The organism is uncultured Caulobacter sp., assembly GCF_947036865.1.
In the GTDB taxonomy this organism is placed as follows: Bacteria; Pseudomonadota; Alphaproteobacteria; order Caulobacterales; family Caulobacteraceae; genus Caulobacter.
The window spans coordinates 18764-38733 of sequence record NZ_CAMQSF010000024.1 but is presented as its reverse complement, the minus strand read 5'-3'; the positions used below and the strand labels follow the sequence as shown (position 1 = coordinate 38733).

13 protein-coding genes and 3 pseudogenes are annotated in these 19970 nt (G+C 69.5%); 10 read left to right on the top strand and 6 right to left on the bottom strand.

Annotated features, from left to right (window positions below):
• The first annotated feature begins 95 nt into the window (after positions 1-95).
• Both Q0V34_RS13550 and Q0V34_RS13545 read left to right on the top strand, forming a co-directional pair.
• Positions 96-854, top strand: a complete 759-nt coding sequence (locus tag Q0V34_RS13550) for an AraC family transcriptional regulator (protein ID WP_297512742.1) — start codon at positions 96-98, stop codon at positions 852-854.
• Between the two features lie 82 nt (positions 855-936).
• Positions 937-2394: a S41 family peptidase gene (locus Q0V34_RS13545; protein ID WP_297512739.1), complete on the top strand. Its 1458-nt coding sequence runs from the start codon at positions 937-939 to the stop codon at positions 2392-2394.
• A 7-nt stretch (positions 2395-2401) separates the two neighbouring features.
• Here the strand turns inward: Q0V34_RS13545 and Q0V34_RS13540 are convergent, their stop codons facing one another.
• Positions 2402-3523 (bottom strand): hypothetical protein, encoded by a 1122-nt coding sequence (locus Q0V34_RS13540; RefSeq protein WP_297512737.1) that lies wholly within the window; start codon positions 3521-3523, stop codon positions 2402-2404.
• A 228-nt stretch (positions 3524-3751) separates the two neighbouring features.
• The gene (locus Q0V34_RS13535) at positions 3752-4978 is read right to left on the bottom strand and encodes a TetR/AcrR family transcriptional regulator (RefSeq protein WP_297512735.1); all 1227 of its coding nucleotides are present in this window, start codon (positions 4976-4978) and stop codon (positions 3752-3754) included.
• A gap of 308 nt (positions 4979-5286) precedes the next feature.
• Here Q0V34_RS13535 and Q0V34_RS13530 point away from each other — a divergent pair, with 308 nt between their 5' ends.
• From Q0V34_RS13530 to Q0V34_RS13510, 5 genes and pseudogenes are all read left to right on the top strand, one after another.
• A complete protein-coding gene (locus Q0V34_RS13530) occupies positions 5287-6513 on the top strand; it encodes a serine hydrolase (RefSeq protein ID WP_297512733.1) in 1227 nt (408 codons plus the stop codon).
• Between the two features lie 558 nt (positions 6514-7071).
• Positions 7072-9162, top strand: a complete 2091-nt coding sequence (locus Q0V34_RS13525) for a 3-hydroxyacyl-CoA dehydrogenase NAD-binding domain-containing protein (protein WP_297512732.1) — start codon at positions 7072-7074, stop codon at positions 9160-9162.
• A gap of 25 nt (positions 9163-9187) precedes the next feature.
• Positions 9188-9271, top strand: a pseudogene (locus Q0V34_RS13520) (hypothetical protein); the annotation flags it as partial.
• A 55-nt stretch (positions 9272-9326) separates the two neighbouring features.
• Positions 9327-10858: pseudogene (locus tag Q0V34_RS13515) on the top strand (class I adenylate-forming enzyme family protein).
• Between the two features lie 128 nt (positions 10859-10986).
• On the top strand, positions 10987-11982 hold the full coding sequence (locus tag Q0V34_RS13510) for a DegT/DnrJ/EryC1/StrS family aminotransferase (RefSeq protein WP_297512730.1): 996 nt from the start codon (positions 10987-10989) through the stop codon (positions 11980-11982).
• Positions 11983-12079: 97 nt separating this feature from the next.
• Here the strand turns inward: Q0V34_RS13510 and corA are convergent, their stop codons facing one another.
• The 3 genes from corA to Q0V34_RS13495 form a co-directional block, all read right to left on the bottom strand.
• A complete protein-coding gene (corA, locus tag Q0V34_RS13505) occupies positions 12080-13048 on the bottom strand; it encodes a magnesium/cobalt transporter CorA (RefSeq protein ID WP_297512728.1) in 969 nt (322 codons plus the stop codon).
• A gap of 10 nt (positions 13049-13058) precedes the next feature.
• Positions 13059-14093, bottom strand: coding sequence for an adenosine deaminase (locus tag Q0V34_RS13500; RefSeq protein WP_297512726.1), 1035 nt, complete (start codon positions 14091-14093; stop codon positions 13059-13061).
• A 173-nt stretch (positions 14094-14266) separates the two neighbouring features.
• Positions 14267-15163, bottom strand: coding sequence for a pirin family protein (locus Q0V34_RS13495; RefSeq protein ID WP_297512725.1), 897 nt, complete (start codon positions 15161-15163; stop codon positions 14267-14269).
• A gap of 107 nt (positions 15164-15270) precedes the next feature.
• On the opposite strand from Q0V34_RS13495, the gene Q0V34_RS13490 reads away from it, so the two are divergent.
• Both Q0V34_RS13490 and Q0V34_RS13485 read left to right on the top strand, forming a co-directional pair.
• Positions 15271-15723 carry a hypothetical protein gene (locus Q0V34_RS13490; protein WP_297512723.1) on the top strand — a complete coding sequence of 151 codons (453 nt, stop codon included), beginning with the start codon at positions 15271-15273 and terminating at the stop codon, positions 15721-15723.
• A 19-nt stretch (positions 15724-15742) separates the two neighbouring features.
• A pseudogene (locus tag Q0V34_RS13485) lies at positions 15743-15823 on the top strand (hypothetical protein); the annotation flags it as partial.
• A gap of 52 nt (positions 15824-15875) precedes the next feature.
• On the opposite strand, the gene Q0V34_RS13480 reads toward Q0V34_RS13485, so the two are convergent.
• Entirely contained in the window at positions 15876-16373 is a 498-nt protein-coding gene (locus Q0V34_RS13480; protein ID WP_297512721.1) for an Lrp/AsnC family transcriptional regulator, read from the bottom strand.
• 142 nt (positions 16374-16515) lie between these two features.
• Between Q0V34_RS13480 and Q0V34_RS13475 the strand changes: the two genes are divergently transcribed.
• Entirely contained in the window at positions 16516-19956 is a 3441-nt protein-coding gene (locus Q0V34_RS13475; RefSeq protein WP_297512719.1) for an indolepyruvate ferredoxin oxidoreductase family protein, read from the top strand.
• The last annotated feature ends 14 nt before the right edge of the window (positions 19957-19970 follow it).

Genomic DNA, 19970 nt, shown 5'->3' with positions numbered 1-19970 from the left:
TGTCCCGCGCGAACCCCGGACGGTCGAGCTTGCGCCTTGCCATGACCAGCGCTCCCCGTTCAGAATCGTTCCCTCACGCCTTGGCGAGCCGCCCGATGAACCTCCCCGCCGCCTCCGCCCACGCCAAGGTCTCGCGGTACGCGCCGGGGGCGATGGCCGCGCACAGCCATGAGACCCCCAGCCTGACGCTGGTGCTCAACGGGCGATACGAGGAAACCATTAGAGGACGCGCCGACTGGCACCGCCCCGGCGCGCTGCTGTTCTATCCGCCGGGGGAACCGCACGCCCAGCGCTTCGCCCCGACCGGCGCGCTGAAGCTCAGCCTGTCGCCCAAGCCCGCCATGCTGGACTATCTGTCCGACCGCCTGCCGCTGGCCGAGGCGCCGGTCGCCGTCTCGTCGGAGTTCGCGCGCCTGGGGCGAAGGATGACGCGGGAGATCCGCGTGGCGGACGCGTTCTCGCCGACGGCGATCGAGGGACTGTCGTGGGAGCTGATCGCCCTGTTCGCCCGGCACGCGGGGCGGGACGAGACAGGGGAGAGCGCGATCGTGGCCAAGGCGCGCGAGGCGATGGTCGCCCATCTCGACCGACCGCTGTCGGTGGCGCGGCTGGCGGCGCTGTGCGACGTCCACCCCGCGCGGCTGGCCCGCGCCTTTCGGCGGGAAACCGGGCTTGGCCCCGGCGAGCACCAGCGCGCCCTGCGCCTGCGGCAAGCCCATCGCCTGATCGGCGAGACGGACACGCCGCTCAGCGAGGTCGCGCTGTCGTGCGGCTTCTGCGACCAGTCGCACCTCTCGCGCGCTTTCAAGGCGGCCTATGGCTGCGCGCCGATGGCCTTTCGGCGCGGTGCGTAAAATCCCAAACCTCGCCGCGATCCAAGACCGGTCCCAGGGCTTGGCCTAATCAGCCTCGGGCGAGCAGCACGAGGTTGAGACGATGACCGGCTTTCTGAGCGCCGTTCTGGCCGCCGCCGCCCTGACCAGCGCGGCCCCCGCCTATGACGCCGCCGCCTGGCGCGCCGACTTCGCGCGGATGCGGGCCGAGCTTCAGGCGCGCTACGCCAACCTGGCCTGGATGGGCTCTTACGAGAGCGGGATCGACACGCCGTCCCTGGTCCGCCGGACCGAGATCGCGCTCGACGCCGCCCACGGCGACGCCGAGGCTCGCGAGGCCCTGCGCGCCTTCGTGGCGGGCTTTCATGACGGCCATCTGTCGGAACTGCCGACGCTCGAGGCCAGGACGACGGCGTCGCCCGAACCCGACCGGCCCACGCTCGATCCCGACGATCCGGCTTCGGGCTGCGCCGCGATCGGCTACGCCTCGACCGCCAGCGTCGCCTTCAGCGTCCCGTTCGAGAGCCTGCCCGGCTTTCGCCTGATCGGCGATGGTCAGGACAGCATCTTCCGCGTCGGCCTGGCCGAGGTCGGGGGCCGCCGCATCGGTCTTGTCCGCCTGCAGACCTTCCGCGCCCGCGCCTTTCCGATGGCCTGTCGCCGCGCGTGGGCGAAGGCCCGGGCGGCCGGGACGCCGATCACCCGGTCGGCCATTGTCGAGGCGACGGGCCGTCTGTGGCTGAGCGATCTGGCCGAGCAGCTCAAGGCCTTGCGGGCGGCCGGCGCGCGGGCGGTGATCGTCGACGTCGGCGGCAACCCCGGCGGCGACGACAGCGGAGACTGGATCGCCCGCCTGTTCGCCGCCCGGCCGATCGCCTCGTCGCGCCTACTGGTCGTCGACGCCCCGGAAGGCGCCGGCTATCTCGACGAGGAGATCGACGATCTGACCGACGCGTTGGCCGCCAAGCCGGCGGGGAAGGCCAAGGCCGATCTTGAGGCCGCGCTGGCCGCGTTCAAGGCGCGCAAGGCCAGCCTCGGCGCCCAGCCCTGCGACCTGTCCTGGGTCTGGCGGGAGCGCCGCGCCTGGCGGGACGTAGCCTGCCGCCGCCTGGTCGACGCCGGCTATGCCGACGGTCCGCTGCCCGGCCTGCCGCCCCACGCCTATGGCGACGCGCGCGCCGAGCGGGCCCTGGCCTGGTCGACGGAAGTCCAGGACCTGTACGGCGCCTGGCCGGGGCCGACCTACGTCCTCACCGACCGCAGGAGCTTCTCGGCGGCCGAGATGTTCGCCGCGACGATGCGCAACAACGGGGCGGCCAAGATCGTCGGCGTTCGGACCGGCGGCGACGGCTGCGGCTTCATGGGCGACACGCCGCCCGTGGTGCTGCCCCACTCGCGCCTGCGCTTCCGCGTGCCCAACTGCGTCCGCCTGCGCGCCGACGGGACCAACGAGGTGGCGGGGATCGCGCCGGACCTGCCGGTCGAGCCGGCCGAGGGCGAAAGCGACCGCGCCCGCGCGGCGCGCGTTCTGCGGACGGTGACCGAGGACTTGAGCCCGTAAGGCGCCGTTACAGGTAATCCAGCAGGCTGGGCGGGCCGGCCAGGGTTCCGTCGGCGTTGAACATCTGGGCCAGCTTGTCGCTGGCGGTCTGCAGCTCGACCAGCTTGCCGTAGACGGCGGGGGTCCAGCCGGCGGCCTCGCGTTCCTCGCCGCTCATCGCCGCGTAGCGGGTGATCATGGCCTTGCCGAAACCGCCGTCGCCCTCCGTCTGGGCCGACTGATAGCTGGCCTTGATGGCGGCGCTGTCGCGGGCGCGGAGCTCGGCCTTGGCCTGGGCGATCTCGTGGGTCGAGAACTGGTCGTCCTTGTTCAGGGCGATGGCCGACAGCGAACGCGCGTCGAAGCGCTGGAAGTCGATGTCGCCGCTGATCCCGTCGCGCGATGCGGTCGGCTGGACGGCGAGGGAATACTGCTTGTCCAGGGCGGCGCGGACGTCGCTGGCGACCTTGCCGAAGTCGCGGGTCTTGGCCCCGGCGACCGCGCTGCCGGTCTCCTTCATATAGGCCGCGACGCTGTCGTTGGCGACGCCCGCGGGGGCGATCCCCGGCCGGGCGAGAGCCTGCTTGCGGCCTTCGATCAGGGCGGCGCGCTGGTCGGCCCAGGCGCTGGTCGCGCGCTCCTCGGGACCGGCGGTGTCCATCTGGTCCAGGGCGGTCTGATAGAGGTCGGCATAATCGCCGGTCAGCCGGGCCTGGGCGGCGGGGCCGGCCAGGGCCTGGTCGGTCTGGGCCTTCAGCGCCAGGGCCGCGACCACCTGCTGGTCCATCGGAAACTGGCCGCCCTTGTTGCTGGCGACGGCGAAGAGCGTCCGGCGGTCGAGGTTGGACACGTCGATGGCCGGATTTCCGTCCTTCAGCGCGCTGGCGGTCCCGGCGGCCTTCAGCCGCGCGGCGATCTGGGCGCGGGCGTCGGCGATCACCGTCTCGAGCGGGCGCGCGTCCGTCTGGGCCTTCAGCGCCGCCTGGGCGGCGGCCGACAGGGTGACATTGACGGCCGGCGTATTGATCGTCGGGCTCTGGTCGCGCGTCGCCGGGTTCGTCGCCGCCTGCTGGGCCTGGCGCTGCGCGGCGGTCTGGCCGGCGGTCAGGCCGGGGGCGTAGGCCGACGAATAGGGATTGATCGTCGTCATGGGCGTGACCTGGAGCGACTCGGTGGCGGCAGGGTACCGGGACGCGAGAGGTCAGGCCAGGGTATGGTTAATCGGTCGCAAGCGATCGGCGCGCGTCCTCGCCCTTCGACAGGCTCGGGGTGAGGACGATCGGGGCGCCGAGCCTGAAGAAAACCTCACCCCGAGCTTGTCGAAGGGCGGGGTTTTCGGGGGCGGGGTTTTCGGGGCGGGGTTTGCGGCTCCCCCGATCTAAGCCAGCACCCCCGTCAGCAGCGGGCGGGCGAACAGGTCGGCGGCTTCTTCCCGCGCCAGGCCCGGCGTCCAGGCGCCCAGCGAGGCGGCGGCGTTCAGCATCGAATTGATCATGTGGGCGGCGATGCTGGGGTCGACCGGGCGGATCGAGCCGTCGGCGATCCCGTCCGAGATGATCGAGGCGAAGCGCTGCCAGCCGCGCGCGTAGCCGTCGGCCATGTCGTGGCGCAGCGTGTCGGGCAGGGCGCCCATCGACGAGGCGCGCAGCAGCGGGCCGTGCTCGGAGAGCTGGTAGCTGGTCAGGCCCGCGGTGGTCGAGGCCAGCTGGGTCCAGCTGTCGGCCGCCAGCGCCCTGGCGTCCAGCTGCGAGCGGCGGGTGACGGTGAAGGTGCGCTCGAAGCACTCGGCGACCAGGGCGTCCTTGTCGTCGTGGTGGTGGTAGAACGAGCCCTTGGTGACGTTCAGCGCCGCCGAGATGTCCTCGACCGAGGCCCCGCGATAGCCGCGCTGATTGATCAGCCGGGTAGCGGCGACCAGGAAGGTCTCGCGCCATTCCAGGCCGTCGGGCGAGACCGGCGTCGGATCGGGCAGGGGCAGCGGCGCCCAGGTCCGGCCCTCGGCGGCCAGGCCGTTCAGCAGGATATCGCCCAGCCGGTCGCGCACGCGGCCATAGTCCTCGACGTCGTAGCGCCGCAGCCAGGTGCCGGACCAGAAGACCTGCTCCATCAGAAGGTGGGTGCGGGCGTTGCGCTGGCGCTTGTCCAGGTGGGCCAGGGACGGATCGTCGAAAAAGGTCCGCACCCGCCGGAAGAGGTCGTTGAACGCCCCGATCGCCGACCCTCGCAGCGGCTCCTTCAACGCCTTGATCTCGGTGAAGCTGGTCAGCGGCGTCGCCTCGCCCAGGCGGACCTGGCGGTTGAGGTCGAGATAGAGATCCAGGAACTTCAGGATCCGCGCCGCGGGAGAGGCCTGGGCGGCGGCCTCCTCGACCATGGCCTCGAAACGCTCCAGGCCGCGCATGAAGCAGGCGGCGGCCAGGTCGTCCTTCTTGCGGTAGTAGTAGGTGACGCTGGTGGTGTTGAGGCCGACCTTGGCGGCGACGTCGGCCAGGGTCATGCCGCGCACGCCCTGACGGTTCAGGATCGTCGTGGCCGCGGCCAGGATCGTTTCCTTCTTGCGGGCGTAGCGCGCCGTCGCGGCCCCCGCGATCCGACCGTCATCCATCGAAGCTACCCTTACACTCCGTCGGCGACCTGGCGGCCCCGACGCGGAACTCAATCTAGGCGTCTTTTGGCCCGCTTGAAGGCCAAGCCGTCCGTCGCGGGACGTTAGGCGGACCTAACGCTCGCTTTTGTCAGGATTGTTTCAGGCGGAGGCGGCCGGCGCGTCGTTTTCGTGGGCGCCGGCGCTTGCCCATCCCGGTTTGGTCGTCTTCAATCGAGATGCGGGGATCGCGAGGGGGGAGCAACCCGGCCCGGGTCTCGCGCCAAGCAAACTGGGGCCGGACAAGGGCCCATGGGGAGGTCACCGAGTTGAGCAAGCCCGAAGCCGTCGGCATGTCGTCCGAGCGCCTCGCGCGCATCGAGCGCTTCATCCAGGCCAAGTATATCGACAGCGGCAAATTGCCGTGCGCCCTGACCCAGGTCTGGCGGCGGGGGCAGCTGGTCCATTCGTCGGCCATCGGCCACGCCGACGTCGAGCGCGGCAAGCCGCTGAAGGCCGACACCCTGTTCCGCATCTATTCGATGACCAAGCCGGTCACCAGCGTCGCCTTCATGATGCTGGTCGAGGAGGGCCTGGTGGCGCTGGACGATCCGGTGCACCGGTTCATTCCCGAATGGCGTGACATCGGCGTGTTCGTCGCCGGCGGCCCCGGCGCCTTCCAGACCACGCGCACGGCCGAGCCGATGCGGATGATCGACCTTCTGCGCCACACCTCCGGCCTGACCTACGGCTTCCAGCAGCGGACCAATGTCGACGCGGCCTATCGCAAGCTGAAGCTGGACGGCGTCGACAGCGAGGGCGGGCTGAAAGGCTATGTCGAGACGCTGGGCACGGTGCCGCTGGAGTTTTCGCCGGGGACGGCCTGGAACTATTCGGTCTCGACCGACGTGCTGGGCTATCTGGTCGAGGCGATCTCGGGCCTGCCGTTCGACGTCTTCCTGAAGCGCCGGATCTTCGAGCCGCTGAAGATGGTCGACACCGGCTTCTTCGTTCCGGAAGGCGAGCGCGCGCGCTTCGCCGCCTGCTACGCCCTGACGCCGTCGGGCAAGGTGGTGCTGCAGGACGATCCGGAGACCAGCCGCTTCCTGCGCGATCCGTCGGTGAAGTCCGGCGGCGGCGGCCTGGTCTCGACGGCTGACGACTACATGCGCTTCTGCCGCATGCTGCTGAACGGCGGCGAGCTGGACGGCGCGCGCCTGCTCAGCCCCAAGACCATCCAGCTGATGACCATGAACCACCTGCCGGGCGGCCAGGAACTGGTCCAGGCGTCGAAGTCGCTGTTCAGCGAGGCGGTGTTCGAGGGGCTGGGCTTCGGCCTCGGCTTCGCCATGACCATCGACCAGGCGCGGACCAAGAACCTGGGCTCGCTGGGCGAGTACTTCTGGGGCGGCATGGCCTCGACGGCGTTCTGGATCGACCCGGTGGAGGACCTGGCGGTGGTGTTCATGACCCAGCTGATGCCCTCGACCGCCTACCCGATCCGGCGCGAGCTGCGGACGCTGGTGTACTCGGCGATGACGGAGAGCGGGGTCTAGGGGGCCGTTACGCTCCTCCCACTCTTGGGGGAGGGGGACCGCCGAAGGCGGTGGAGGGGGCCATCGCCGCCGCTGCCGAGTCATGACCAACCCCCTCCGTCACGGCGCGCTTCGCGGCCGCGACACCTCCCCCAAGAGGGGGAGGAGAGTCGGGTAGGACCCAAAAGAAAACGGCGCGGGATGTCCTCCCGCGCCGAGTTGCGCTTTACCAAAGCCAGACGCATTGCGAGCAATACGTCACGCTCGCGGCGATCCACCGACTTCGAAACGTCAGGACGCGTGCAAGTCGCGCCCAAAGCCCATGACTCCCCGCGAACGCCCTCCCCAGCGCGGACCATTCTCTTTGGATTTCAGATGGTCGCGGCGACGTCCTCCCCGACGCCGCCGCTTCCACCCCCACGGACGATCTCGGCTGAAACTCCGATTTCGAATTTGTAGTATGCGTCGAAATCCGTCAACGGGCGGCGAAGGGCCTCGAGGCGCCGTCGCGGAGGACTGGACATCTTCGCCGCGCCGTGCAGGCTGCTTCAAACAATCGTTCAAACCAAGAAGCGAAGGGTGGAAGCCGCCATGGCCGCGATCAACGCCGTCACCGATCTTACCGTGGAAGGCGACGTCGGCGTCGTCACGCTGAACTCGCCGCCGGTCAACGCGCTGTCGGCCGTCGTCCGCGAAGGACTGAAGGGCGCGTTCGACGCGGCCATCGCCGATCCGGCCGTCAAGGCCATCGTGCTGATCTGCGACGGCAAGACCTTCATCGCCGGCGCCGACATCACCGAGTTCGGCAAGGCCATGACCGGCCCGTCGCTGCAGGACGTGCAGAACGCCATCGAGAACTCGCCCAAGCCGGTCGTCGCCGCGATCCACGGCACCGCCCTGGGCGGCGGCCTGGAGGTGGCGCTGGTGGCGCACTACCGCGTCGCCGTTCCCTCGGCCAAGGCCGGCCTGCCGGAAGTCAATATCGGCCTGCTGCCCGGCGCCGGCGGCACCCAGCGCCTGCCGCGCATCGTCGGCGTCGAGAAGGCGCTGGAGATGGTGACCAGCGGTCAGCACGTGCCGGCCAAGGCCGCCCACGCCATGGGCCTGTTCGACGAACTGGTCGAGGAAGGAAACCTCCGCGCCGGCGCCATCGCCTTCGCCCGGAAGGTGCTGGCCGAGGGCCGGCCGCTGAACAAGGTCCGCGAGCTCTCCGACAAGGTCGAGGCCGCGCGCGGCAAGCCCGAAATCTTCGAGGCTTTCCGCAAGGCCAACGCCAAGAAGTTCCGCGGCTTCATGGCCCCCGAAAACAACATCAAGTGCATCGAGGCGGCGGTGAACCTGCCCTTCGACGAGGGGCTGAAGGAAGAGCGGCGCCTCTTCATGGAGCTGATGACCGGCAGCCAGTCGGCCGCCCAGCGCTATGTGTTCTTCGCCGAGCGCCAGGCCGCCAAGATCCCGGACGTGCCGGACGACACCCCCACCATCCCGATCAAGAAGGTCGGGGTGATCGGGGCCGGCACCATGGGCGGCGGCATCTCGATGAACTTCCTCAACGCCGGCATCCCGGTGACGATCATCGAGGCCAAGCCGGAGAACCTGGAGCGCGGCGTCGGCGTCATCCGCAAGAACTACGAGAACACCGCCAAGAAAGGCCGCCTGACCCAGGACGACGTCGAAAAGCGCATGGGCTTGCTGACGCCGTCGATGGACATGGAGGCCCTGGCCGACTGCGACCTGATCATCGAGGCCGTGTTCGAGCTGATGGAGATCAAGAAGGAGGTCTTCACCAAGCTGGACGCCATCGCCAAGCCCGGCGCGATCCTGGCCACCAACACCTCGTACCTGAACATCGACGAGATCGCGGCCACGACCAAGCGTCCCGAGAGCGTGATCGGCCTGCACTTCTTCTCGCCGGCCAATGTCATGCGCCTCTTGGAGATCGTGCGCGGCGACAAGACCGGCAAGGAGGTCATCGCCACGGCGATGAAGCTCTCCAAGACGATCGGCAAGATCGGCGTGCTGGTCGGGGTCTGCCACGGCTTCGTCGGCAACCGCATGCTGGCCCAGCGCCAGCGCGAGGCCCAGAAGCTGATCCTGGAAGGCGCCATGCCCTGGGACGTCGACCGGGTGCTGTACGACTTCGGCCTGCCGATGGGGCCGTTCGCGATGAGCGACCTGGCCGGTCTCGACATCGGCTGGGACCCGGCCAAGACCAGCTCCTCGACCGTGCGCGAAGTGCTGTGCGAGATGGACCGGCGCGGCCAGAAGAACGGCAAGGGCTTCTACGACTACGACGAAAACCGCAACGCCAGCCCCTCGCCGGTCGTGGAAGAGGTGATCCGCGACTTCGCCGAGAAGCGCCAGATCCAACGCCGCGAGATCAGCGACCAGGAGATCCTGGAGCGCTGCCTTTATCCGATGGTCAACGAGGGCGCGAAGATCCTCGAGGAAGGCAAGGCGATCCGGGCCTCGGACATCGATATCGTCTGGATCAACGGCTACGGCTGGCCGGTCTATCGCGGCGGCCCGATGTTCTGGGGCGAGCTCGTCGGCCTGGACAAGATCCTGGCCAAGATGCGCGAGTTCCACGCGACGCTCGGCGACGACTTCAAGCCCTCGGCCCTGCTGGAGCGGCTGGTGGCCGAGGGCAAGGGGTTCAAGGACGCGTAGGCGCGTTCTTCGAGCTTCACAACTAGCGTGTCATCCCGGCCGAAGCGAAGCGCAGAGCCGGGACCCAGGGGCGGCCCGCGCGGCGCTCGCGCACCCCCTGGGTCCCGGATAACGCCTGCGGCGTTTCCGGGATGACACGGATTTTGCGTTTTAAGGAAACGCCCATGACCGCCATCGCCGCCATGATGTCCGCCGACTTCGGAACGATGGGCGACATCTTCCGGGCCCGCGCCGAGGACGCGCCCGATCATCCGGCCGTGATCATGGAGACCGGCGAGCAGGTCACCTACGCCGAGCTCGACGCCCTGGTCGACCGCGTCGCCGCCGCCTTGCAGCGGGACGGCGTAGCGCCCGGCGAGGCGATCGCGGTCTGCGCGCTGTCGTCGATCCCCTACGCGGCGACCTTCCTGGGGGCCTTGCGGGCCGGCGTGGCGGTCGCGCCGATCGCGCCCTCCTCGACGCCGGAGGCCATCGCCGGCATGGTCGCCGACTGCGGGGCCAGGCTGTTCTTCCTCGACGCCGGGTGGCCGAGGCGCAAGCGCCCGCGCCGATCGCGGCGCGCCAGATCCGCCTCGACGGCGACTTCGACGCCTGGCTGGAGCCCGAGGGCGCCGCGCCGACCCCGGTCGAGATCGCGCCCGAGCACCCGTTCAACATCATCTATTCCAGCGGCACGACCGGCACGCCCAAGGGCATCGTCCAGTCGCACGGCATGCGCTGGAAGCACGTCTTCCGCGGCGACGCCGTCGGTTACGGGCCGGCGGTCAGCGTGCTGTCGACGCCGCTCTATTCGAACACCACGCTCGTCTGCTTCTTCCCGACCCTGGCCGGCGGCGGGACCGTGGTGCTGATGAAGAAGTTCGACACCGTCCGCTATCTGGAGCTGGCCCAGAAGCACCGCATGACCCACACCATGCTGGTGCCGGTGCAGTACCGGCGGCTGATGGAGCATCCGGACTTCGACCGCTACGACCTGTCGTCGACGCACCTGAAGTTCTGCACCAGCGCGCCGTTCGCGGCGGCGCTGAAGTCCGAGGTGCTGAAGCGCTGGCCTGGCGGCCTCGTCGAATATTTCGGCATGACCGAGGGCGGCGGCACCTGCATCCTGATGGCCCACGAGCATCCGGACAAGCTGCACACGGTCGGTCGCCCCGCGCCCGGCCACGACATCCGCCTGATCGACGAGGACGGCCGCGAGGTCGGCCCCGGCGTGGTCGGCGAGATCGTCGGCCGCTCGGCCGGCATGATGAACGGCTATCACGGCCGCCCGGACAAGACGGCCGAGGCGACCTGGATCTCGCCCGAGGGCCTCTCCTTTATCCGCACCGGCGATGTCGGGCGGTTCGACGAGGACGGCTTCCTGACGCTGATGGATCGCAAGAAGGACATGATCATCAGCGGCGGCTTCAACATCTATCCTTCGGACCTGGAGGCGGTGCTGGCCAAGCATCCGGCGGTGGTCGAGGCGGCGGTGGTGGGCGTGCCCTCGGACGCCTGGGGCGAGACGCCGGTGGCCTTCGTCGCGGTGCGGGGGCAGGCCGAGCCGGAAGCGATCAAGGCTTTCGTCAACGGCCAGGTCGGCAAGACCCAGCGCCTGGCCGAGGTGGTGATCGTCGACAGCCTGCCGCGCAGCCACATCGGCAAGGTGCTGAAGCGCGAACTGCGCGACTCATGGCAGAAATCGCCCACCGAATAGCCCGACGCGGCGCTTTTTGCCGCGACCGCGCGCCGCATTAGGCCGGGCGGAATCGATGAATACGGTTGCTTAACCATATGGTGCGGCCATCAGGTCGCCCGGTTCGTCGTGGATTGCGTCCAAAGCTCATGCGCTCCAAGCCCGTCGCCGCTCCGATCTCCGTTCCCGAAGCCTCGGGCGCCGCGCGCCTGTCCGCGCCCGTCGGCGGCGCGCCGATCGATTTCGACGCGGTGGCCCGGGCGCTCGGCGCGTCGGGCTATGCCTCGGACCTGGACCCGCGCCTGGCCGCCCGCTTCGCCCGGCCGGTCGCCGCGCGGGCTTTCGCCGACCGGGTCGAGACCACGGCCGCCGCGTTGCGGGCGCTGGGCGTGCGTCCCGGCGGCGTCTGCGTCGTCTCGGCCCTGGCCGATCCCGAGACCCTGGCCGGCGTCGCGCGGGCGGGGCTGAAGGCGTGGCTGGTCGATGTCGATCCGTTCAGCGCCATGTTCGACACCAGCCACCTGCGCGCCCGGCTGCCCGAGGCGCCGGGGCCGCTGGAGGCCATCGTGCCCGCCGCCGCCCACGGCCGCGCGCCGGACATGCGCGCCTGGGCCGCCTTCCGCGACGAGACGGGCCTGCCGATCCTGGTCGACGCCGCCGGCGCCTTCGACGTGATGATCGAGGCCCCCGTTCCGGTGCTGGTCGGCCTGCCCGGCGGCCAAGGCGTGTTCGTGGCCTGCGAGGACGCCATCCCGGTCAACGCCATCGACGCGGCGCCCTTCGCCGGCGACGACGGCCTGTCGGCCTGGCCGGGCCTGCGCCAGCGCCTGTGCGGCGTGGCCCAGCAGCTGCGCGTGCTGCTCTTGGACAGCGGCGTCGGCTTCCAGCCCGGCTGGGGCATGAGCTGGATCTCGCCGACCTGCGCCCTCTCCCTGCCGACCGACGACGCGGGGGCCGTGGCCTGGAAGCTGCAGGCCGCCGGCGTGCCGGCCAGCTGCGCCGTCCGCGACCGCACCCTCGCCTCCGACGAGACGCCTATCGCCGACCACCTTGCGGCCTCGACCGTGGTGGTCACCCTGGACCCGGATCTCGACGTCGAGAGCCTGGACCGGCTGTGCGACGCGCTGCGGGCGGCGGTGGGTTAGCCGGCATTGTCAGGGCGGCTAAGCGGTCAAGGCTCGCGCTCCAAAACACCGCCTATCCCCGCGTTCGCGGGGATGATCGGACGTGGGGTCTGGCCCCCTAAAGCCACCCCGTCCGCCGGAAGCGCCGGTACAGCAGGCCGCAGATCAGCACGATGGCGACCAGCGCGCCTTCGTAGCCGTAGCGCCATTTGAGCTCCGGCATGTGCTCGAAGTTCATGCCGTAGATGCCGGCGATGGCGGTCGGCACGGCCAGGATCGCGGCCCAGGCGGCGAGCTGGCGGGTGATCACGCCCTGGCGCTGCTGTTCCAGCAGGGTGCTGATCTCGAACACCGAGGTCAGCACCTCGCGCAGGCCGTCGACCAGGATCTCGGTGCGCTGGATGTGGTCGCGGACGTCGCGGAAATAGACCCGCACTTCGCTGTCGATACAGGGCAGCTCGTGATGCTCCAGCGCGCTGGCCACCTGGGCCATCGGGCCGAGCAGCTTCTTGAACTTCATCAGCGCCCGGCGGAGGTTGAAGATGCGGGCGATCTCGGCGCGGCTGAGGAATTCGTCCAGCGCCCGGCGCTCGAACGCCTGCAACTCCTCCTCGATCGTGTCGACGATCGGCATGTAGCCGTCGACGATGAAGTCCAGCACCGCGTGCAGCACATAGTCGACCCCGTGGGCCAGCAGACTGGGCGCGGCCTCCAGCTGGGCGCGCAGCTCGGTGTGGGCGCGGGCCGAGCCGTGGCGGACGGTGATCAGGTAGCGTTGCCCGACGAAGAAGTCGGTCTCGCCATAGCGGATGTGATCGCCGTCCAGGTGGGCCGTCTTGGCGACGACGAACAGCTGATCGCCATAGACATCGACCTTGGGCGTCTGCTGGGCGTTGAGCGCGTCCTCGATCGCCAGCGGGTGCAGGTGGAAGGCCTGCCGCAGGGTGCGCAGCTCGGCCGCGTCGGGCTCGGCGAGGCCGATCCAGACGAACTCGCCCTCGCGGGGGACGAGGTCGTCGGGCGCGTCCAGGCTCAGCTGGCGGACGGGCTTGCCTTCGACATAGGCGACGGCGGCGATCAGGGTCACGGGCGCGGGCTCAGTGGGCCGCGACGTAGGCGTCGAGGCGGGCGAGCCGCTCGGCCTTTTCCGCTTGGGTCAGGAACGCGCCCTCGAAGCTGTTGCGGGCCAGGGTCACGACGTCGTCGCGGGTCAGGCCGACGGCGGCGGCCGTGGCCAGATAGTTGTCCAGTAGATAGCCGCCGAAATAGGCCGGATCGTCGGAATTGACGGTGGCCTTCAAGCCCAGGTCCAGCATCCGCTTCAAGGGATGGACGTCGAGGCTCGGCACGCCGCACAGCTTCAGGTTCGACAGCGGGCAGACGGTCAGGGTGGTCCCGTCGCGCACCAGCCGTTCGGTCAGGGCGGCGTCCTCCAGGGCGCGGTTGCCGTGGTCGATGCGGTCGACCTTCACGACGTCGATGGCTTCCCAGACATACGCCGGCGGACCCTCCTCGCCGGCGTGTGCGACGACCTTGAGGCCCAGGTCCCGGGCGGCCCGCAGCACGCGGGCGAACTTGGCCGGCGGATGGCCGACCTCGGAACTGTCGAGGCCGACGCCGGCGAGCTTGTTCAGCCAGGGCTTGGCCAGTTCCAGCGTCTCGAAGGCGGCGTCCTCCGACAGGTGGCGCAGGAAGCAGAGGATCAGCTTGCTGGTGACGCCCAGCGTCCTCTCGGCCTCGTCCATGCCGGCCAGCAGGCCCTCCATCACCACGCCGAAGGCGATGCCGCGATCGGTGTGGGTCTGGGGATCGAAGAAGATCTCGGCATGGACCCCGCCGTCGGCGGCCAGCCGCCGGAAATAGGCCAGGGCCAGGTCCTTGAAGTCCTCGGCCGTCTGGAGGACGCTAGCGCCCTGATAATAGATGTCGAGAAAGTCCTGCAGGTTCGAGAAGGCGTAGGCCGCGCGGATCTCGTCGACCGAGGCGTAGGGCAGGGTGATCCCGTTGCGCTGGGCCAGCTCGAACATCAACTCCGGCTCGAGACTGCCCTCGATGTGCATGTGCAGCTCGGCCTTGGGCAGGCCCCGGACAAATTCAGGGGAGACGAAGGTGGCGAAGGCGGTGTCGGTCATGGGGGAGTTATGGGCTGTCTAGCCAAGCCCTTTCAACCGTCATCCCGCGCTTCATGCGCGGGACCCATCGTTCCGCCACTGATGCGGCGCCGATAGGCGCCTTTCACGCGGAAGCTGAACCATGGGTCCCGCGAACAGGTCGCGGGATGACGACGCGTATGAGGCGATGAGGTCTACGACATCGGATTGGCCGGCGGCGGCGGGCCGTCGGGCAGGGGGATGAACTCGTCGTGGTCGAGGTCGGGCAGCTTCATGCGGCCGGCCTTCCAGTCGGCCTTGGCCTGCTCGATGCGGTCCTTGGACGAGTGGACGAAGTTCCACTCGATGAAGCGCGGGCCTACGGATTCGCCGCCCAGCAGCATGACGGTGGAGCGTTCGAGGGCCTTGAAGACGACCGTTTCGCCCGGCGCGAAGACGGCCATCTGGGTCTCGACCAGCTCGCGGTGGTCGACCTCGACGCGGCCGGCGGCGACATAGGCGGCGCGTTCGGCGTATTCGGCGGGCAGGGCGGCGGTGGTCCCGGGCTCCAGCTCCCAGTGGACATAGAACAGCGGCGAATAGACGGGCACGTTCGACTTGGCGCCGAAGGCCTCGCCGGCGATCAGCCGCGCCTTGAGCCCGCCGCTCTCGTAATAGGGCAGGTCGGCGGGACCCTCGTGGTGCGTGAAGCTGGGGTCGATCTCCTCGAACTCGGTCGGCAGGGCCACCCAGGCCTGCATGCCGTCCATGCGCCCGCCGTGCTCGCGCAGGCCCTCGAAGCGTTCGGAGTGGGTGATGCCGCTGCCGGCGGTCATCCAGTTGACCTCGTTGGGGCGGATCACCGCCAGGGAGCCGACGCTGTCGCGGTGGGTGATCTCGCCCTCGAACAGATAGGTCAGGGTCGACAGGCCGATATGCGGGTGCGGGCGCACGTCGGCGCTCTTGGCGAAGCCCGGCTGGAAGGCGGCCGGACCCATGTGGTCGAGGAAGGTGAACGGGCCGACCATGCGATGGGCGTGGAACGGCAGCACCCGGCCGACCTCGAAGTTTCCGAGATCGCGGCGGCGGGCTTCGAAGACGAGGTCGATCATGAGGAACTCCGGACGGCGAGGCGCGCGGAGCTTAGCGGGGACTCGGCGGGGATGCTTGTCGAAAACGGTCGAAAAGCGTCTGCTGCGGCGGCGAGGGAGGAAACACCATGGAGACGCCCGAGGCGCAGTTGGCCGCGTTCGCCGCGCGCTACGATCCGATCATCGCCGAGCGCGGCCTGGCGGCGATCGAACGGCTTCGCCAGCGGATGCCGGGGGCGCATCGGCTGGTCTATGACAACTACAACGCCCTGGCCGTCGGTTTCGCTTATGGCGACCGGGCCAAGGACGCCTTCGTCTCGATCGCCTTCTATCCGCGCTGGGTGACGCTGTTCTTTCTGTATGGCGCGGGTCTCGACGATCCGGAGTGCGTGCTGAAGGGGCAGGGCGCGCGCGTGCGCCACGTGGTGCTGGACGACGTGGAGGATCTGGAGCGCCCGGAGATCCTCGCCCTGCTCGACCAGGTCCTGGCGCGCCATGGCGTGGCGAGCGGGACGGATGGTCCGCTGATCATCAAGTCGATCTCGCCCAAGCAGCGGGCGCGGCGGCCGGGGGGCGCCTAGCGGACCCACCCCTTTTCCGTGTCATCCCGGCCGGAGCGAAGCGCAGAGCCGGGACCCGGGGGCGGCGCGCACGGCGCTCCTGCACCCCCTGGGTCCCGGATAGCCTCTCCGAGGCTTCCGGGATGACACGAGGGGGGGGCGGTGGGTTGAGCTTACCCCAGCGGGCTGACATACGGGCTGATCAGGCCCAGCGGGACGGCGGTGGAGTTCTTGACGCCGCGGATGACGATGCGGCTCTCGATGTTGCTCACCAGGCCCAGCGACAGAAGCTTCTCGCGCAGGAACTCGTCGAAGGCGCGCATGTCGCGGGTGACGATGCGCATCTCGTAGTCGGCGGCGCCGGTGACGGTGGCGCACTGGACGACCTCGGCCCACTTGGCGACCGCCTGCTCGAAGGTGTCGAGGTTTTCCTTGGTCGGCAGGGACAGCTTGACGGTGCAATAGACCTCGAAGCCCAGGCCCAGCTTCTCGCGGTCCAGGATGGTCACGCGGCGCTGGATGACGCCCGCGTCCTCCAGGCGCTTGATCCGGCGCCAGCAGGGGCTGGACGACAGGCCGACGCGTTCGGCGATCTCGGCGACGGACAGTCCGGCGTCGTGTTGGATGAGATCCAGGATCTTGGCATCCACGGCGTCGAGTTGTTCGGACAAGAAATTCCTCCCCCCATCGGGCGTTGGCGCTTTGATTTTGCGCAAAGCGGCCACGAGTCGGGCACGTCTTGGGCAAACATTTTCCGCGCTTCTATAAGATATTGCGTTTCGGGCGGGAAGACCCGGGAGGAAGATTTTTGCCATGCGGCACTCGGAAGTCACGCTCGACGACAAATATGTGCTCGAAAATGGTCGCGCCTTCATCACCGGGGTGCAGGCGCTGCTGCGGGTCCTGCTGGACCGAAAGCGACTCGACCGCCAGGCCGGGCTGAACACCGGCGGCTATCTGTCGGGCTATCGCGGCTCGCCGCTGGGCGGGCTCGACCAGCAGGCCGCGCGCATCAAGAAGCTGCTGACCGCGCACGACGTGGTCTTCCAGGAAGGCCTGAACGAGGATCTCGCCGCCACCGCCGTGTGGGGCAGCCAGCAGGCCAATCTCTTCCCCGGCGCGCTCTACGACGGCGTGTTCGGCATGTGGTACGGCAAGGCCCCGGGCGTCGACCGCACCGGCGATGTTTTCAAGCACGCCAATTTCGCCGGGACCTTCCCCACCGGCGGCGTGCTGGCGGTGGCCGGCGACGACCACGGCTGCAAGAGCTCGACCCTGCCCTCGCAATCGGAGTTCGCCTTCCAGGACTTCGAGATGCCGGTCCTGTCGCCCGCCGACGTGCAGGAGGTGCTGGACTACGGGATCCTGGGCATTTCGCTGTCGCGCTTCTCGGGGCTCTGGACCGGCATGATCGCCCTGGCCGACACCATGGACAGCGGCGTGACCATCGACGTGTCGCTGGACCGCCACCAGATCGTGGTCCCCGAGTTCCCGATGCCGCCGGGCGGGCTGGGCATCCGCCAGAAGGACCAGCCGATGGAGAAGGAGCGGCGGATGCGGCTCCACAAGCTCCCGGCGGCCCTGGCCTTCGCCCGCGCCAACGGGATCGACCGGGTGGTGCTGGGCTCGTCGCACGTCCGCGTGGGCAAGGCGCGGCTGGGCATCGTCTGCCAGGGCCAGGCCTATAAGGACGTGCTGGAGGCCTTCACGGCCATGGGCATGACCCTGCAGGAGGCGGCCGACCTGGGCGTCTCGATCTACAAGGTCGGCATGCCCTGGCCGCTGGAGCCGCTGGGCCTGCGCGCCTTCGCCGCCGGCCTCGAGACCCTGATGGTCATCGAGCACAAGCGCGCCCTGATCGAGCCCCAGGCCCGCGCGGCCCTCTATGATCTTCCGGCGCAGGCCCGGCCGCGCGTGATCGGCAAGACCGACGAGAAGGGCGGGCCGCTGCTGTCGGAGCTGGGCTCGCTGTCGGTGGCCGAAATCGCCCTGGCCATCTATGACCGCCTGCCGGACGGCCCGCACATGGAGCGCGCCCAGGCGTATCTGAACCGCGTCAGCGCCGCCGGCGTCGCCGCCGTCAGCCTGGCCGCCGACCAGGCCCGCAAGCCGTTCTTCTGCTCGGGCTGCCCGCACAACAGCTCGACCAAGCTGCCGGAGGGCTCGCGCGCCCTGGCCGGCATCGGCTGCCACTACATGGCCGGGTTCAACGATCCGAACACCGACCTCAACACCCACATGGGCGGCGAGGGTCTGACCTGGGTGGGCGCCGCGCCGTTCACCTCGGAAAAGCACGTCTTCCAGAACCTGGGCGACGGCACCTACAACCACTCGGGCTCGCTGGCCATTCGCGGCGCGGTCGCGGCCGGGACCAACATCACCTACAAGCTGCTCTATAACGACGCGGTCGCCATGACCGGCGGCCAGCGGGCCGAGAGCGGCTTCACCCCCGCCCAGATCACCCGCCAGCTGGCGGCCGAGGGCGTCAAGAAGACCGTCATCGTCGTCGACGACCTGAAGCGCTACGAAGGCGTCACGGATCTCGCGCCCGGCGTCGAGATCTTCCCGCGCTCGGACCTGATGCGCGTGCAGGAGATGCTGCGCGATACGCCCGGGACCACGGTGCTGCTGTACGACCAGACCTGCGCCACCGAAAAGCGCCGCCGCCGCAAGCGCGGCGCGATGCCCAAGGCCACCCAGCGCGTCTTCATCAACCCGCTGGTCTGCGAGGGCTGCGGCGACTGCTCGGTGAAGTCCAACTGCGTCTCGGTCGAGCCGCTGGCCACCGAGTTCGGCCGCAAGCGCAAGATCAACCAGTCGTCCTGTAACCAGGACTATTCCTGCGTCGAGGGCTTCTGCCCGTCGTTCGTCACCCTGGAAGGCGCCGAGAGCGCCCAGGCCAAGAAGACCCCGGCGGCCCTGACCGCCGAGTCGACGCCGCTGCCGACCTTCGAGCCGCTGGTCGGCGTGCGGAAGATCCTGTTCACCGGCGTCGGCGGCACCGGCGTCACGACCGTGGCCTCGATCCTGGCCATGGCCGCCCATATCGACGGCCGCGCCGGCAGCGTCGTCGACATGACGGGTCTCGCCCAAAAGGGCGGCTCGGTGTTCAGCCACGTCAAGATCGGCGAGACCGAGGAGACCATCGTCGGCGGCCGCGTGCCGGCCGCCAGCGCCGACGTGCTGATCGCCTGCGACCTGCTGGTCGCCGCTTCGCCGGAAGGCCTGTCGCTGTACGCCAAGGACCGCACGCGCGCCTTCGGCAACAGCGATTTTGCTCCCACCGCCGACTTCGTGACCAGCCGCGACATCCGCTTCGACAGCGGGGCCATGGCCCGCCGCGTCAAGGGCGCCACCAACACCTTCGACGCCTGTCCGGCCCAGCGCCTGGCCGAGACCGAGTTCGGCGACGCCATCTACGCCAACATGATCATGGTGGGCTTCGCCTGGCAGCGCGGGGTGATCCCGGTCTCCAGCCGCGCGCTCTACCGGGCCATCAAGCTGAACGGCGTCGACGCCGAGGCCAACCTGCAGGCCTTCGAGCTGGGCCGCCGCGTGGCGCACGATCCGGCCTCGATCGCGGTCAAGGAAAACGAGGTCGCCACGCCCGAGACCCTGCCGCTGGACGATCTGATCGCGCATCGGGTCCGCGAGCTGACGGCCTATCAGAACGCCGCCTACGCCCAGCGCTACGCCGACAAGGTGGCCAAGGTCCGGAACGCCGAGGCGGCGGTGTCCGGCGCGGACAGCGCCCTGCCGCTGACCCGCGCGGCGGCGGTCAATCTGTACAAGCTGATGGCCTATAAGGACGAGTACGAGGTCGCCCGTCTGTATACGGACGGCCGTTTCGCGGCCGAGCTGGCGGGGACCTTCAAGGGCGGCAAGGCCAAGGTCTGGCTGGCGCCGCCGCTGCTGGCCCCCAAGACCCCCGACGGCAAGCCTAAGAAGATCGCCTTCGGCGGCTGGATGCTGGATCTGGCCTTCCCGCTGATGGCCAGGATGAAGGGCCTGCGCGGCGGGGCGCTCGATATCTTCGGCCACACCGAGGAGCGGAAAATGGAGCGCGGCCTGATCGCGTCCTACGAGGTGGCGCTGGACCGGCTGGCCGCTGGCCTCTCGCCGGAAAGCCTGCCGCTGGCGGTGAAGATCGCCGAGATCCCGCAACAGATCCGCGGCTTCGGCCACGTCAAGGACGCCTCGGTCAAGGTCGCCAAGGCGGCCGAGGCGAAGCTGTGGGAACGGTGGGGCGGCTAGGCGAGGCGCGCGCC